The organism is Mesorhizobium sp. M8A.F.Ca.ET.161.01.1.1, assembly GCF_004792105.1.
Lineage (GTDB): Bacteria > Pseudomonadota > Alphaproteobacteria > Rhizobiales > Rhizobiaceae > Mesorhizobium.
Genome location: NZ_SRTD01000011.1, coordinates 75,654 through 90,854, shown reverse-complemented (window position 1 = coordinate 90,854; position 15,201 = coordinate 75,654). Strand labels below are relative to the sequence as shown.

The following is a 15,201-nucleotide window of genomic DNA, read 5'->3' as shown; positions in this document are numbered from 1 at the left end:
CAGCGCTTCGTCGATCTCTTCCGAACGGCGCCGAGCCTCAAACCCGGGTGCCGCCGACCGTCATCTGGTTCATCCTCAGATGCGGCTGGCCGACGCCGACCGGCACGCCCTGGCCGGCCTTGCCGCACATGCCGATGCCATTGTCGAGCTTCATGTCGTTGCCGACCATCGAGACGCGGTGCATGGCGTCAGGTCCGTTGCCGATCAGCATCGCGCCCTTGATCGGCTGCGTCACCTTGCCGTTCTCGATCATGTAAGCCTCGGTGCAGCCGAACACGAATTTGCCCGACGTGATGTCGACCTGGCCGCCGCCGAAGGACACGGCATAGATGCCGTTCTTGACCGAGGCGATGATCTCGTCCGGCTCCATGTCGCCCGAGGTCATGTAGGTGTTGGTCATGCGCGGCATCGGCTGGTGCGCATAGCCTTCGCGCCGGCCATTGCCGGTGGCTTTCATGCCCATCAGACGCGCGTTCTGCCGGTCCTGCATGTAGCCGACCAGCTTGCCGTCCTCGATCAAAACGTTGCGGGCCGAAGGCGTGCCTTCATCGTCGACAGTGAGCGACCCGCGCCGCTCGGCGATGGTGCCGTCGTCGACGACGGTGACGCCCTTGGCGGCCACCTGCTGCCCCATCAGGCCGGCGAAGGCCGAGGTCTTCTTGCGATTGAAATCGCCTTCCAGCCCGTGCCCAACGGCTTCGTGCAGCATCACGCCCGGCCAGCCGCTGGACAGCACGATGTCGAAAGTGCCCGCCGGGGCCGGGATCGCCTCGAGGTTGACCAGCGCCTGCCTGAGCGCCTCCCTGGCGGCGTGCTTCCAGCTGTCCTCGACCAGGAAGTCGCCGAACGCCTTTCGCCCGCCCATGCCATAGGAGCCGCTCTCCTGGCGGTCGCCATCGCCGACGACGACCGAGACGTTGACGCGGACCAGCGGCCTGATATCGCGCACCACCTGGCCGTCGGCGCGCACGATCTCGATATGCTGCCAGGATGCGGCGATCGAGGCCGTCACCTGGCGTACGCGTGGATCCTCGGCGCGCAGCCAGGCGTCGATTTCCTGCAGCAGCTTCCCCTTGGCCTCGAAGGACGGCGAGGGGATCGGATTCTCGTCGCCGTAAAGATGGCGGTTGGTGCGGGCGGGGGCCGCGGCAAGCGTGCCGGAATACCCACCCTTGACGGTCGACACGGCATTGGCCGCGCGCAGCAGCGACGCCTCGGACAGGTCGCTGGAATGAGCGTAGCCGCTGGCTTCGCCGGCGACCGCACGCAGGCCAAAGCCCTGGTCGGTGTTGAAATTGGCGGTCTTTAGCCGGCCGTTGTCGAACATCAGCGCCTCGCTCTCGCTGTATTCGAGGAAAAGCTCGCCGTCGTCGGCGCCCTTGATGGTGTCGGCGACGATCTGCTTGATGCGGTCGTCTGAAATGTCGAATTGGCCGATCAGGCTGTTCATGGCGCGTCCGTCCGTGGGATGATTGCTTTCCCCCGATGTAGGCGTGAAGCCGCGCCCGCACAATCGGCAATGAAGATCAGCGCCGACGAATGACGTCGTCCGCTCGATGCAAGGCATGCGTCAGTGGTCGGCAAAAGCCGCGTCCAGGTCTGGTTCAGCGCCAAGCCGCGATCAGGGCAGGGCGGCGAAACCCTCGGCGAAACCCTTGAGGTCGACCGGGATGCCGATGCCTTCCTCAGGCGTCTGGAAGACGATGAACGTTGCCGAGGTGCCGGTCTTCAGCGTGTCGAGCAGGGGCTTTTCGAGAATGACCTCGGCATAACACCCGTCCTGGAAGCAGCGCACGAAATAGGCGCGGCCGATGTCCTTGCCGTCGACGTTGAGACCGAGGCCGTTCGGCAACAGCACGCCGAGCGGCGCCAGCACGCGCAGGATCTCGGCCTTGTTGTCGGCGGTGCGCAGCACGACGACCGAAAGCCCCATCTCCGGACGGTCCTCGGCGACGACGTTCTGCATCATCACGCATTGTTCCGAGGTCGCGCCGGCCGGCGTGTCGCAGATGATCGACCATGCGCCATGCGTCGACTTGACCGTGCCGCTCGGCTGGGCCGCATTGGCCTGCCCGGCGACGAACAGACCGGCCGCCGACAGGACGGCGAGAAACATGGCGTTTGCCAGGGTTCTCGAAAGTCTCAGTCGCGTATGCCTCAGTCTCGAAAGCCAAGAGTTCATGACGGCTCCATTGCGAATCACGGCACTTTAAGCTGCGCCAATGCCAAGTAAAGGACGAGACCGCGGCCGGACTGTCCCGAAACAGGCAATACAGCGCTTTTCCCTGTCAAATTCGCCTGAATTACGACGCTCTGCGGGCTCCGCCAGCGTAGGGCGGACAGCCCGCCGAACATACGCGATTCGCCACCATCGCCATTGCCTTCGAAGAGCCATGTCAGCTTGCGCGCAAAAATGCCGCACGGTTTCGACCGCTCCTTTCTTGCGGAGGGAAAAAGAGTATGGTTTGAACCACCTTGAGACTGTCGGGATTCCCGTCCCGGCATTGTTCGTTATTCTCGTTGGCGCAGCCGCGAGGAACTGGGAGACGAAGAGGGCGATGAGAAATTTCCTAGCTGGCGCCAGGTTTCTAGCAAGTGCCAAGTTTCTGAGTGCTTGTGCCGCCGCCACGATTTTTGCCGGCACATCCGCCCAAGCCGACCAGCCCGTGGAGTGGGAGACCACCTTCCAGGCGCCGGCGACCGACATGATGCGGCAGATCGAGTGGTTCGGAAACTACACGATGTGGTTCATCGTTCCGATCACCATCCTGGTGCTCCTTCTCCTCGCCTACTGCATCGTGAGGTTTCGCGCGAGCGCCAACCCGGTTCCCTCCAAGACCAGCCACAACACGCTGATCGAGGTGATCTGGACCGTCGGTCCGGTCGTCATCCTGCTTTGCCTGGCCATTCCCTCGTTCCAGCTCTTGACCGCGCAATATACGCCGCCGGAAGAGGCCAAGCTGACAGTCAAGGCGACCGGCAACCAGTGGAACTGGGACTACGAATACCAGACCGACAACACGCTCGCCTTCAACTCCGCGATCCTCCAGGACGGCGACCGCGCCAAGGCCGGCAAGGAAGACCGCAAGGTCTATCCGCGCCTGCTCGCCGTCGACAACGAACTGGTGGTGCCGGTCAACACCATGACCCGCGTGCTCGTCACCGCGACCGACGTGATCCACTCCTTCGCCATGCCGTCCTTCGGCATCAAGATCGACGCCATTCCAGGCCGTACCAACGAGACCTGGTTCAAGGCGGAAAAGGAAGGTCTCTACTATGGCCAGTGCTCGCAGCTCTGCGGCAAGGACCATGCCTTCATGCCGATCGCCATCCGTGTCGTCTCGGATGCGCAGTTCAAGACCTGGCTGGCGGCAGCCAAGACCGATCTGCCGGGCGCCAACAAGACGCTCATGGCCGAGGTCGATGGCCAGAACAAGGTAGCGGCCGCCGGCAATTGATGCCGCGGTTTAGCAAGATTTAGGGAACGGAGCGGAACATGGCAGACGCTGCAGCTCACGACGGGCACGACCACAAGCCGTATCATGGCTGGGTGCGGTGGGTTTATTCGACCAACCACAAGGACATCGGTACGCTCTACCTGATCTTCGCGATCATGGCCGGTATCATCGGCGGCGCGCTGTCGGTCGCCATCCGCATGGAGCTGCAGGAGCCTGGCATCCAGATCTTCAGCGGCCTGGCGCAGATGGTCTACGGCATGAACGGTGACGCCGCGGTCGACGGCGGCAAAAGCATGTACAATGCCTTCGCCACCGCGCACGCCCTGATCATGATCTTCTTCATGGTCATGCCGGCGCTGATCGGCGGTTTTGCCAACTGGATGGTGCCGATCATGATCGGTGCGCCGGACATGGCGTTCCCGCGCATGAACAACATTTCGTTCTGGCTGCTGCCGCCGGCCTTCATCCTGCTGCTCACCTCGATGTTCGTGCCGAGTGCGCCGGGCGCCTACGGCGTTGGTGGCGGCTGGACGCTCTACCCACCCCTCTCGACCTCGGGTCAGCCCGGTCCGGCCATGGATCTGGCGATCCTGTCGATCCACATCGCCGGCGCCTCCTCGATCCTCGGCGCCATCAATTTCATCACCACGATCTTCAACATGCGCGCCCCTGGCATGACGCTGCACAAGATGCCGCTGTTTGCCTGGTCGGTGCTGGTCACTGCGTTCCTGTTGCTGCTGTCCCTGCCGGTTCTGGCCGGCGGCATCACCATGCTGCTCACCGACCGCAATTTCGGCACCACCTTCTTCGCTCCCGATGGCGGCGGTGATCCGCTGCTGTTCCAGCACCTGTTCTGGTTCTTCGGCCATCCGGAAGTCTACATCCTGATCCTGCCGGGCTTCGGCATCATCAGCCATATCGTCTCGACCTTCTCGAGGAAGCCGGTGTTCGGTTATCTCGGGATGGCTTACGCCATGGTCGCGATCGGCGCCGTCGGCTTCATCGTCTGGGCGCACCACATGTACACGACCGGCCTGTCGCTCGACACGCAGCGTTATTTCGTCTTCGCCACCATGGTCATCGCGGTGCCGACGGGCGTGAAGATCTTCTCCTGGATCGCAACGATGTGGGGCGGGTCGATCTCGTTCAAGACGCCGATGCTGTGGGCGCTGGGCTTCATCTTCCTGTTCACCATCGGCGGCGTCACCGGCGTCCAGCTGGCCAATGCCGGCCTCGACCGGTCGCTGCATGACACCTATTTCGTCATTGCCCACTTCCACTACGTGCTGTCGCTGGGCGCGGTGTTCGCCATCTTCGCCGGCTGGTACTACTGGTTCCCGAAGATGACCGGCTACATGTACTCGCCCGTCATCGCCAACACCCACTTCTGGGTCACCTTCGTCGGCGTCAACCTGATCTTCTTCCCGCAGCATTTCCTCGGCCTCGCCGGCATGCCGCGCCGCACCATCGACTATCCCGATGCGTTTGCGGGCTGGAACTATGTGTCGTCCATCGGTTCTTATATCTCGGCCGTCGGCGTCCTGATCTTCCTCTACTGCGTGTTCGAAGCCTTCCAGAAGAAGCGGGTGGCCGGCGCCAATCCGTGGGGCGAGGGTGCAACGACGCTCGAATGGCAGCTGCCTTCGCCGCCGCCCTTCCACCAGTGGGAGCAGTTGCCGAAGATCAAGTAAGGCGGCTTCCCCTCGAATGCGAAACCGCCGGTCCGCCGGCGGTTTTGGCCAACGGAATAATGGACTTCAGTACGCATGGCCCTAGTCGACGAAACCAGCATTGACGAAGCGGGCTTCCGCATGTCGGAAGCGACGGCGGGCGATTTCTTCGCACTCCTGAAGCCGCGCGTCATGTCGCTGGTGGTGTTCACCGCCTTTGTCGGGCTGGTCGCCGCACCGGTGACCATCAATCCGCTGCTGGCGGTGATAGCCATCCTGGCAATTGCGATCGGGGCTGGCGCCTCCGGTGCCCTCAACATGTGGTACGACGCCGACATCGACGCGGTAATGACCAGGACCGCCAGCCGCCCGGTCCCGTCGGGCCGTATCCAGCCGCACGAGGCGCTCAGCTTCGGCCTGGTGCTTTCGGTCCTGTCGGTGATGACGCTCGGCGTGCTGGTCAACTGGCTGGCCGCCACGCTGCTGGCCTTCACCATCTTCTTCTATGCCGTCGTGTACACGATATGGCTGAAACGCTCGACGCCGCAGAACATCGTCATCGGCGGTGCCGCGGGCGCCATTCCTCCGGTGATCGGCTGGGCTGCGGTGACCGGGTCGGTCAGTTTCGAAAGCATCATCCTGTTCCTAATCATTTTCCTTTGGACGCCGCCGCATTTCTGGGCGCTTGCGCTGTTCAAGTCCGAGGACTATGGCCGCGCCGGCATCCCGATGATGCCGAACGTCGCAGGTCATGCATCGACCCGTCGTCAGATTTTCGCCTATGCATTGGTGCTGGCCCCAGTTGGCGTGCTGCCCTGGCTGCTCGGCTACACGACGCCATTCTATGGCGTGGCCGCTCTGCTGCTGGGCGCTGGTTTCGTCTGGTATGCCTGGAAAGTGCTTGGCATGGCCGACGATGACCGCGCCATGAAGCCGGCCAAGGCCCTGTTCGCCTATTCGCTGCTCTATCTCTTCGCCATCTTCGCCGCCTATCTGGCCGACAGTGTCGTCGAACGCGCGCTTGCCATGGGTGGGGCATGACCATGGTCGAGAAAGAACTCGAGACGGTCACCCTGACCGAGCGCCAGAAGAAGGCCCAGCGCAGCCGTTCCATTGCGATTGGCGTGGCGCTGGCTCTGCTGGTCGTGATTTTCTACATCGCGACGATCGTGAAGTTCGGCCACAATTTGTCGGGCAAGATGTGATGAGCGCCGAGACGCCCAGAAAGACGGCGGGCAAGACCAGCAACCGCGTCGTCGCGGCTGTCTGCCTCGCCTTCTTCACCGGCATGATCGGCATGGCCTATGCAGCCGTGCCGCTGTACAAGATGTTCTGCCAGGCGACCGGTTATGGCGGCACGACGCAGCGTGTCGAGAAGCAGTATGCCGGCCGCGTGCTTGACCGCGAGATCACCGTCCGCTTCGATGCCAACATTGCCGGCGTGCCGTGGGAGTTCCAGCCGGTCCAGCGCTCGATGACCATGAAGATCGGCGAGACCGTGCAGGCACATTATCAGGCCACCAACAAGTTCGATCGCCCCGTCACCGGCCGCGCCACGTTCAACGTGCAGCCGGAACTGGCGGGCCCTTACTTCAACAAGGTCGAATGCTTCTGCTTCACCGATACGACGCTGAAGCCCGGCGAGACGCTGGACATGCCGGTCCTGTTCTATGTGGATCCCGACATCGTGAACGTGCCGGAACTGAAGGACATCAAGACGATCACGCTGTCCTATACGATGTTCCCGGTCGAGAAGAACAAGCCGGTCGCCTCCTCGGAGCCGGCCAAGGGCAATAGCAAGACAGTTTCAGATACCGAAGGAAATCTCGGGGGTTGATATGGCAGACGCGCACGCAAAACCACACCATGACTACCATCTCGTCGACCCGAGCCCGTGGCCTTTCCTGGGATCGGTCGGGGCGCTTGTCACCGCTTTTGGCGGTGTCTGCCTCATGGAATACCTGAAGGGCGGTTCCTTCCCGATCTTCGGCTTCAACATTGCCAATCCTTGGCTGTTCTTCATCGGCATCGTGATCGTGCTGTACACCATGTTCGCCTGGTGGTCGGACACGATCAAGGAAGCGCATGAGGGCCACCACACGCGCGTCGTGTCGCTGCACCTGCGCTACGGCATGATCATGTTCATCGCCTCGGAGGTGATGTTTTTCGTCGCCTGGTTCTGGGCCTATTTCGATGCCAGTCTTTTTGCCGGTGAGGTGCAGAACTACGCGCGCCACACGTTTACCGGTGGTGTCTGGCCGCCGAAGGGCATGGAGGTTCTCGATCCCTTCCACCTGCCGCTTTACAACACCGTCATCCTGCTGCTGTCGGGCACCACGGTCACCTGGGCGCATCACTCGCTCATCCATGGCGACCGCAAGGGGCTGGTCAACGGCCTCGTGCTGACCGTCGGCCTCGGCATGCTGTTCACCATGGTGCAGGCCTACGAGTACATGCACGCGCCGTTCGGCTTCAAGGATTCCATCTACGGCGCCACCTTCTTCATGGCGACCGGCTTCCATGGCTTCCATGTCATCATCGGCACCATCTTCCTGCTGGTCTGCCTGATCCGCGCGATGAAGGGCGACTTCACCCCCAAGCAGCATTTCGGCTTCGAGGCGGCCGCCTGGTACTGGCACTTCGTCGACGTGGTCTGGCTGTTCCTGTTCGCCTCGATCTACGTCTGGGGATCGGTCGGCGCGGTGATCGAGGGCCACTGATCCAGCCTTTGGGATTTCGATTTGGGGAAGGCGGTCGCGGCAACGTGGCCGCCTTCTTCTTTTCGGCGCAATGATTGTCGTGGTGGGGCTGGCTGCTTCAATTGGTCGACTGGACCGACGGCTGCATTGCGGTTACGGACTCCGACATGGACGAAATCTGGGCAATGGTGGCCGATGGGACGCCGATCGATGTCGAGCAATGACCATGAATGAAGACAACCATGAGTGAAGATAGGGCGATCTGGCCTCCGATCGATCCGATTTCGGCCGGCCTGCACGGCCGTTGCCCGCGCTGCGGCGAGGGGCGGCTGTTTTCCGGCTTCCTCACCGTCGGCAAGCGCTGCGTCAATTGCGGCCTCGACTATTCCTACGCCGATGCCGGCGACGGGCCGGCGGTGTTCGTCATCCTGATCATCGGCTTCATCATCGTCGGGCTGGCGCTCTGGGTTGAAGTGACGCTGAGCCCGCCGCTCTGGCTGCATCTGCTGATATGGATCCCGCTCGCCCTGGTGCTGTGCCTGACGGCGCTTCGCTTGATCAAGGGCGTGCTGCTCACCCTGCAATACCGCAACAAAGCGGCCGAGGGTCGGCTGGATCGCGGCGAATGAGCGAAGCTTTCGCCAACGCCGGCGGCCGTTCGCGGCCGAGATTGGCGCTGTTGATCGCCCTTGGCCTTGTGCTGTTCTTCATCCTGCTGGCGCTCGGCACCTGGCAGGTCCAGCGCCTGCACTGGAAGGAAGGCCTGCTGCAGACCATCGACCAGCGCACCCATTCGGCGCCGTTGCCGCTGGCAGAGGTCGAGAAGGAATTCGCCGCAACCGGCGACGTCGACTACACGCCGGTCACGGTCACCGGCACTTTCCTGCATTCCGGCGAACGGCACTTCTACGCGACCTGGGAAGGAGATGCCGGTTTCAACATCTACACGCCGCTGGCCCTCGACGATGGCCGTTTCGTTCTGATCAACCGTGGCTTTGTGCCCTACGACCTCAAGGATGCCGCCAAGCGTGCCAAGGGACAGCTAACGGGCAAGGTCACGGTCACCGGGCTTGCTCGCAACCCGCTGTCGGCAAAGCCCTCGATGATGCTTCCAGACAATGACGTGGGGAAGAACATCTTCTACTGGAAGGACCGCGACGTCATGGCCGCGAGCGCCGGCCTGCCGGCTGGGTTCAAGCTGGTGCCGATCTTCATCGATGCCGACAAGACGCCTAACCCCGGCGGTCTGCCGGTCGGAGGCGTCACCATCATCGACCTGCCGAACAGCCATCTGCAATATGCTGTCACCTGGTACGGGCTCGCCGCCGCGCTTGCCGCCATACTCGTCCTGCGGCTTCGCCGGCCCGCGAAAGAGGACTGAACGCGAGCGACGCCCCCTTTCTACACAGACCCTTGACAGGGCGGGGGTGGGCACCTCATTTCGGCGCTGACGAACCGGCAGGATTTAATGCTTCACACAACCGCCAAGCCTCCTCTGACGATCCGGCTCTGCCAGCCGCGCGGTTTTTGCGCGGGCGTCGACCGTGCCATCCAGATTGTCGTGCTGGCACTGAAGAAATATGGCGCGCCGGTCTATGTCCGCCACGAGATCGTGCACAACCGCTACGTCGTCGAGGGGTTGCAAAGCCTTGGCGCCGTGTTCATCGAGGAACTTTCCGAAATCCCGGCCGAACATCGGCAGTCGCCCGTCGTCTTTTCGGCGCACGGCGTGCCCAAGTCGGTGCCGGCGGACGCGCAGGCGCGCAACCTGTTCTATCTCGATGCAACCTGTCCGCTGGTCTCCAAGGTCCACAAACAGGCGATGCGGCATCAGCGGCTTGGCCGCCACGTTCTGCTGATCGGCCATGCCGGGCACCCCGAGGTGATCGGCACCATGGGACAGTTGCCGGAAGGCGCGGTAACGCTGATCGAGACCGAGGCCGATGCCGCCCGGCTTGTGCCGGCCGATCCCGAGGCACTCGGTTTCGTCACCCAGACAACGCTCTCGGTCGAGGATACTGCCGGTATCATCCGCGCGCTGCAGGAACGCTTTCCGGACCTGCAGGCGCCGGCGGCGGAATCGATCTGCTATGCCACCACCAACCGCCAGGAAGCGGTAAAGGACACGGCCCCCGGTGCTGACCTCTATCTGATCGTCGGCGCTCCCAATTCCTCGAATTCGCGCCGCCTCGTCGAAGTTGCCGAACGCGCCGGCGCCGCCATGTCGCTTCTCGTGCAGCGCGCCGCCGAAATTCCGTGGAATGACATCGGCAGCATTTCGACGCTCGGCCTGTCGGCGGGAGCATCGGCGCCGGAGATCATCGTCGACGAGATCATCGACGCGTTCCGTCAGCGTTTCGATGTGACCATCGACCTGGCCATCACGGCCACCGAAACAGAGGATTTTCCGGTCATGCGGGTATTGCGCGATGTCGAACTGACGACGGCCGACATGGCCTTCGTCAACGGGGCCGCGTGAACGGCCATGGCGGTGTACACCGACGTTGCGGAGGGCGAACTCGGCGCTTTCCTGAAGCACTATCCGGTCGGCGACCTCCTGTCCTATAAGGGCATCGCCGAAGGTACCGAGAATTCGAACTTCCTGCTGCACACCTCCAGCGGTTCCTACATCCTGACGCTCTATGAAAAGCGGGTCGAGAAGGCGGATCTGCCGTTTTTCCTTGGGTTGATGGGCCACCTCGCCAACAAGGGGGTGTCCTGCCCGTTGCCGGTGACCGCGCATGACGGCAGCGTCATCGGCACGCTGGCCGGCCGGCCGGCGGTCATCATCACCTTCCTCGAAGGGCTTTCGCTGCGGCGACCGGCCGCGACCCATTGCGCCGAGGTTGGCAAGGCGCTGGCCGCGCTGCATCTGGCCGGCGCCGATTTCTCTATGAGCCGCCCCAACGCGCTCGCCATCGACGGCTGGCGCAAGCTTTGGGACGCGGCCCGCGCCCGCGCCGACGAAGTCGAGCCGGGACTGGCGGCCGAGGTCGATGCCGACTTCGCCGATTTCGAACAGAACTGGCCCAAGGGCCTCCCCAAGGGCATAATCCACGCCGATCTTTTCCCGGACAATGTCTTTTTCCTGGGCGAAAAGCTTTCGGGTCTGATCGATTTCTATTTCGCTTGTGACGATCTCTACGCCTACGATGTCGCCACCTGCCTCAACGCCTGGTGCTTCGAGAAGGATTTTTCCTTCAACCTTACCAAGGGCAAGGCACTGCTTGCCGGTTATCAGAGCGTGCGCCCGCTGAGCGCGGAGGAGAAGGCGGCGCTACCGATGCTGGCGCGCGGCTCGGCGCTGCGCTTCATGCTGACCCGGCTTTACGACTGGCTGACCGTCCCCGATGGCGGGCTCGTCATGAAACGCGACCCGACCGAATACATCAGAAGGATGCGGTTCCATCGGGCGATCAGATCTCCTTCGGAATATGGATTGGCCGAATATGGGGCATCATGAGCAAGCAGGTTGAAATCTTTACCGATGGCGCCTGTTCCGGCAATCCCGGCCCCGGCGGCTGGGGCGCCATCCTGCGCTTCAACGGCGCCACCAAGGAACTCTCCGGCGGCGAGGCCGAGACGACCAACAACCGCATGGAATTGTTGGCGGCCATTTCGGCGCTGAACGCGTTGAAGGAGCCTTGCACGGTCGAGCTTCATACCGACAGCAAATACGTCATGGACGGCATTTCCAAATGGATCCATGGCTGGAAGAAGAACGGCTGGAAGACCGCCGACAAGAAGCCGGTCAAGAACGGCGAGTTGTGGCAGGCGCTGGACGAGGCCAACCGACGCCACAAGGTCACCTGGAACTGGGTGAAGGGCCATGCCGGCCACACCGAGAACGAGCGTGCCGACGAACTGGCACGGGAAGGCATGGCGCCGTTCAAGAAGGGGCCTTTCAGGCCGGCAGTGCTGGCGCCAAAGCCTGATGGCCCGGCAGAGCAGCCGCTGGCTTCGAAGCCGCGTCGTTCTACGCAGAGCTATTGAGCTTCTGTTCGAGGGGGCTGACCGGCCGGAGAGTTTCTGTCATGTCGATCGCCTACTACATCACCCATCCTCAGGTTCAGATCGACGCCACCATTCCGGTGCCGGATTGGGGTCTGTCCGACATCGGCCGCGCCAGGGCGCATGCAATGCTGGACCAGCCGTGGATCGCATCGATCGCGCGTGTGGTGTCATCGGGCGAACGCAAGGCCGTTGAAACCGCCGAGGTGCTCGGGCGGCACCTCGACCTTGCGGTGCAGGTGAGGGAGCGGATGCATGAGAACGACCGGTCGGCGACGGGTTTCCTGCCGCCTCCTGAGTTCGAGGCGGTCGCCGACCGTTTCTTCGCCAATCCGCACGAAAGCATTCGTGGCTGGGAGCGAGCCATCGACGCGCAGCAGCGCATTGTGAGCGAGGTCGAGGCCGTGCTTGATGCCGGCGGCGCCGGAGATATCGCCTTTGTCGGACATGGCGGTGTCGGCACGCTCCTGCTGGTGTCGCTGAGCGACAGCCGGATCAGCCGCGACGCGGATCAGCCGGCGGGCGGCGGCAACTATTTCGCCTACGATATCGGCGCCCGCCGCCTCATCCATGGATGGCGGCCGATCGACAGGGTAGAACAGCCCCTGAATCCTTAGCGGATCAGCAGCGCCGTGCCCCAAAGCCCAAGAGCGAACACCGTGTGCGAGACCAGGTTGAGGGCGCGGATCAGCATCGGATTAGGCCGCTTTGACGCCGCCCAGCCGGCGCCCATGCCTGGCGCCAGCAGGAACCAGCCGGCGCCGATGGTGACGATGCCGAGGATGAAGGCCGGCAGGAAGGTCGGGGCCGCCAACCAGCCCGCGCCCGCCAGCACCACCAGGATGATGCCGTAGACAATGCCGACGAAGTAATGGAAAGCCCAGCCCAGCGCCTTCTCATGGGCGTAGGGCGTGGCATCGCCAATATCGTCGTGAAACACCTTGTGACGCAGATGCCAGACCCAGCGCCCGACCGGCCCCCAGTTTGGCCGTGGTTGGCCGAACGCCTTGTGCAGGAAGAAGGCCCAGATATCCATCAGGACAGTGGCGCCGACGCCGATCGCGATAGCGCGCCAGATGATGTCAAACATCGTTGGAATTCCCCCCGAAAGCCGGCAGTTCTGGAGCGCAGCCGCTTGTTAGGCGAGGCCAGCCGTTGCGACCCCCGCCTGACCGGCCGTCGAAGCTCAGAGCTGGCCGAGAATATGAGCCGCGCCGGACTCGTCGACGCCGGGTTTGGTCTCGACATTGAGCGCGGTGACCTTGCCGTCGTCGATAATCATCGAAAACCGCTTCGAGCGCAGGCCCATGCCGCCACCGGAGTAGTCCGCGTCAAGACCGACCGCCTTGGCGAAATCGCCATTGCCGTCGGCGAGGAACAGCATCTTGCCTTCGCCGCCGGTGAAGCGCGCCCAGGCGCCCATGACATGGACGTCGTTGACCGAAACGACCGCGATGGTGTCGACGCCGCGCGCCAGGATCGCGTCATGGTTCTCGAGATAGCCGGGCAGATGGTTGTTGCTGCAGGTCGGCGTGAAGGCGCCGGGAACGCCGAACAGAACCACTTTCTTGCCCGGGAAAATCTCGGCCGACGTGATCGCCTTGGCGCCGTCGGCGGTCATGGTCTTGAAGGTCGCCTCGGGCAGCTTGTCGCCAACGGAAAGGGTCATGAGTTCCTCGCTTGGGGATTTGGGGAAGGACGGTGCTTGCGTAGCGAACTAGGGGGCTCCCTGCAACTGTTCGGGCAAGCTGGATCAAGGGAAAGGCAGCAGCCCTTCGACCGCGCCCGCCGAACTCGTCAGCGTGTAATGAAGCCCGCCGTCCGTCGGCGTCGTCGAGGGGCGATCGAGGATCGGCACGGTGAAGATCAACTTGCCGTCCTTTTCCGCACGGGAAGGGGTGCCGAACATATAGTCGCGCTCGCCGGCGACGAAGAAATCCGCCGCCTGCGGATCGCCAGGAAAACTCGCCTCGACAACCAGCGTCTCGTGATTGCCCGGCAGCACGTTGATGCCAAAGTCGGGTTTTGCAGCCGCCGGCAATGCCGTGAAACTCGCCTTTACCAATGCCGTGTCGTCGGCATTGTCGGGATCGGCAGCGGGGTCGACGCTCAGCCGTGTCTGCACGGGGATGCAGATGGTTTCGCAAATGCCGAGAAAGACGTCGGCATCGATGACGGCCGGCTGGTTCGGCGTCGACAGCGTGAACGTCACCGGCAGCGAAACCGGATAGTTGTAGCCGGCCCATTTGCCATAGCCATCGTCGTGACGCTGCGGCGCGGGAAACGACAGTGTCGCATCGCCGATATTGGTGCTGGCCGAAATGTCGAGCTGCGGCGGCACGCCGGCGTCACCCGGGTCGCGCCAATAGGTCTTCCAGCCGGGTTTGAGGGCTATGTCGAGGACACCCCGGATGCGGCCGGCGTCGTCCGGCTTGCCTGATGTCACCAGCCGTACCTTGCCGCCTTCGCTGTTGTACCAGGCGGATGAGGAGGCGGTGGCGGGAAGGGCGGTTGCCAATCCGATGGCGGCGCCGAGCAACAGGATTTTCAAGCTTTGCATGGCGGTGATTTGATCGTCCGTTCGTTGCCGCGCAATGATTTCATGGCCGTGCTGATATCATATTTGCGTGACCTTTGTGGGCAAGCCAAGACCGGCCCCGCAATATGGGCTTTGGTCGAATCCGGTACGGCGCATCTTTTCGGCGCCCGGGAAACGCGTTACCCTCCCTGGAATGGATTTGTTGCGCCACAAGAAGACAGCCGCCCGCCGTGGCTTTCTCGACGATCAGTTCCTGATTGCCATGCCTGGCATGAAGGACGACCGTTTCACGCGCTCGGTCATCTACATCTGCGCGCACAGCGATGAAGGCGCGATGGGCCTGATCATCAATCAGACGCAGCAGATGCTGTTTCCGGACCTTCTGGTGCAGCTCGGCATCATGAACGAGCAGGAGGCGATCCGCCTGCCGGCGCAGGCGCGCGATTTCGTCGTGCGCAATGGCGGGCCTGTCGACCGCAGCCGGGGCTTCGTCCTGCATTCGGGTGACTACCGCGTGGAATCCTCGCTCACCGTTTCCGACGACATCTGCCTGACCGCGACGGTTGACATATTGCGGGCGATATCGTCGGGGCGCGGGCCGCGTCGTGCGCTGATGGCGCTGGGCTATTCCGGCTGGGGCGCCGGCCAACTGGAGACCGAGATCGCCGAGAATGGCTGGCTGACCTGCCCGGCAACACCGGAATTGCTGTTCGACGCCGATATCGAGCGTAAATACGACCGGATCCTTGCCTCGATCGGCATCGATCTCGCGCATCTCAGCCTCGCCGCCGGCCACGCGTAACATATCGGGCCGACGCCCAAGG

At 63.0% G+C, this 15,201-nt stretch carries 18 protein-coding genes and 1 pseudogene; 14 read left to right on the top strand and 5 right to left on the bottom strand.

Annotated elements, in window-relative coordinates; genetic code table 11:
- Positions 1-37 precede the first annotated feature (37 nt).
- Positions 38-1,450, bottom strand: a complete 1,413-nt coding sequence (tldD, locus tag EN804_RS24210) for a metalloprotease TldD (RefSeq protein WP_135916283.1) — start codon at positions 1,448-1,450, stop codon at positions 38-40.
- A gap of 171 nt (positions 1,451-1,621) precedes the next feature.
- On the bottom strand, positions 1,622-2,182 hold the full coding sequence (locus tag EN804_RS24205) for an invasion associated locus B family protein (protein ID WP_127281239.1): 561 nt from the start codon (positions 2,180-2,182) through the stop codon (positions 1,622-1,624).
- Positions 2,183-2,441: 259 nt separating this feature from the next.
- Here EN804_RS24205 and coxB point away from each other — a divergent pair, with 259 nt between their 5' ends.
- From coxB to EN804_RS24145, 13 genes and pseudogenes are all read left to right on the top strand, one after another.
- On the top strand, positions 2,442-3,458 hold the full coding sequence (gene coxB / locus EN804_RS24200; RefSeq protein WP_167531500.1) for a cytochrome c oxidase subunit II: 1,017 nt from the start codon (positions 2,442-2,444) through the stop codon (positions 3,456-3,458).
- A 38-nt stretch (positions 3,459-3,496) separates the two neighbouring features.
- On the top strand, positions 3,497-5,149 hold the full coding sequence (ctaD, locus tag EN804_RS24195) for a cytochrome c oxidase subunit I (protein WP_127279327.1): 1,653 nt from the start codon (positions 3,497-3,499) through the stop codon (positions 5,147-5,149).
- Between the two features lie 75 nt (positions 5,150-5,224).
- On the top strand, positions 5,225-6,169 hold the full coding sequence (locus EN804_RS24190) for a heme o synthase (protein ID WP_127279328.1): 945 nt from the start codon (positions 5,225-5,227) through the stop codon (positions 6,167-6,169).
- Positions 6,166-6,333, top strand: a complete 168-nt coding sequence (locus EN804_RS24185) for a hypothetical protein (RefSeq protein ID WP_189522194.1) — start codon at positions 6,166-6,168, stop codon at positions 6,331-6,333. Before EN804_RS24190 ends, EN804_RS24185 begins: the two co-directional genes overlap by 4 nt.
- Complete coding sequence (locus tag EN804_RS24180; protein ID WP_127279329.1) at positions 6,333-6,965, top strand: cytochrome c oxidase assembly protein; 633 nt, start codon at positions 6,333-6,335, stop codon at positions 6,963-6,965. The genes EN804_RS24185 and EN804_RS24180 overlap by 1 nt, the downstream gene beginning before the upstream one ends.
- A gap of 1 nt (position 6,966) precedes the next feature.
- Positions 6,967-7,848: a cytochrome c oxidase subunit 3 gene (locus EN804_RS24175; RefSeq protein ID WP_127279330.1), complete on the top strand. Its 882-nt coding sequence runs from the start codon at positions 6,967-6,969 to the stop codon at positions 7,846-7,848.
- Between the two features lie 80 nt (positions 7,849-7,928).
- Positions 7,929-8,051: pseudogene (locus tag EN804_RS38840) on the top strand (L,D-transpeptidase family protein); the annotation flags it as partial.
- Between the two features lie 18 nt (positions 8,052-8,069).
- Positions 8,070-8,456 (top strand): DUF983 domain-containing protein, encoded by a 387-nt coding sequence (locus EN804_RS24170; RefSeq protein ID WP_027142361.1) that lies wholly within the window; start codon positions 8,070-8,072, stop codon positions 8,454-8,456.
- Positions 8,453-9,208, top strand: a complete 756-nt coding sequence (locus tag EN804_RS24165; protein WP_189524560.1) for an SURF1 family protein — start codon at positions 8,453-8,455, stop codon at positions 9,206-9,208. Before EN804_RS24170 ends, EN804_RS24165 begins: the two co-directional genes overlap by 4 nt.
- Positions 9,209-9,295: 87 nt before the next feature.
- Positions 9,296-10,306 (top strand): 4-hydroxy-3-methylbut-2-enyl diphosphate reductase, encoded by a 1,011-nt coding sequence (gene ispH, locus EN804_RS24160; RefSeq protein WP_135865340.1) that lies wholly within the window; start codon positions 9,296-9,298, stop codon positions 10,304-10,306.
- Positions 10,307-10,312: 6 nt separating this feature from the next.
- On the top strand, positions 10,313-11,290 hold the full coding sequence (locus EN804_RS24155) for a homoserine kinase (RefSeq protein WP_135921548.1): 978 nt from the start codon (positions 10,313-10,315) through the stop codon (positions 11,288-11,290).
- Complete coding sequence (gene rnhA / locus EN804_RS24150; RefSeq protein ID WP_127873121.1) at positions 11,287-11,820, top strand: ribonuclease HI; 534 nt, start codon at positions 11,287-11,289, stop codon at positions 11,818-11,820. Before EN804_RS24155 ends, rnhA begins: the two co-directional genes overlap by 4 nt.
- A 41-nt stretch (positions 11,821-11,861) precedes the next feature.
- On the top strand, positions 11,862-12,455 hold the full coding sequence (locus EN804_RS24145; protein ID WP_127280541.1) for a histidine phosphatase family protein: 594 nt from the start codon (positions 11,862-11,864) through the stop codon (positions 12,453-12,455).
- Here the strand turns inward: EN804_RS24145 and EN804_RS24140 are convergent.
- The 3 genes from EN804_RS24140 to EN804_RS24130 form a co-directional block, all read right to left on the bottom strand.
- Positions 12,452-12,928, bottom strand: a complete 477-nt coding sequence (locus EN804_RS24140) for a DUF2938 domain-containing protein (protein WP_127280542.1) — start codon at positions 12,926-12,928, stop codon at positions 12,452-12,454. The two genes, EN804_RS24145 and EN804_RS24140, sit on opposite strands and share 4 nt — an antisense overlap.
- A gap of 96 nt (positions 12,929-13,024) precedes the next feature.
- A complete protein-coding gene (locus EN804_RS24135; RefSeq protein ID WP_135921547.1) occupies positions 13,025-13,507 on the bottom strand; it encodes a peroxiredoxin in 483 nt (160 codons plus the stop codon).
- Positions 13,508-13,591: 84 nt separating this feature from the next.
- A complete protein-coding gene (locus EN804_RS24130; RefSeq protein ID WP_127873123.1) occupies positions 13,592-14,398 on the bottom strand; it encodes a protein-disulfide reductase DsbD domain-containing protein in 807 nt (268 codons plus the stop codon).
- A gap of 172 nt (positions 14,399-14,570) precedes the next feature.
- Here EN804_RS24130 and EN804_RS24125 point away from each other — a divergent pair, with 172 nt between their 5' ends.
- On the top strand, positions 14,571-15,179 hold the full coding sequence (locus EN804_RS24125; protein WP_127281136.1) for a YqgE/AlgH family protein: 609 nt from the start codon (positions 14,571-14,573) through the stop codon (positions 15,177-15,179).
- The last annotated feature ends 22 nt before the right edge of the window (positions 15,180-15,201 follow it).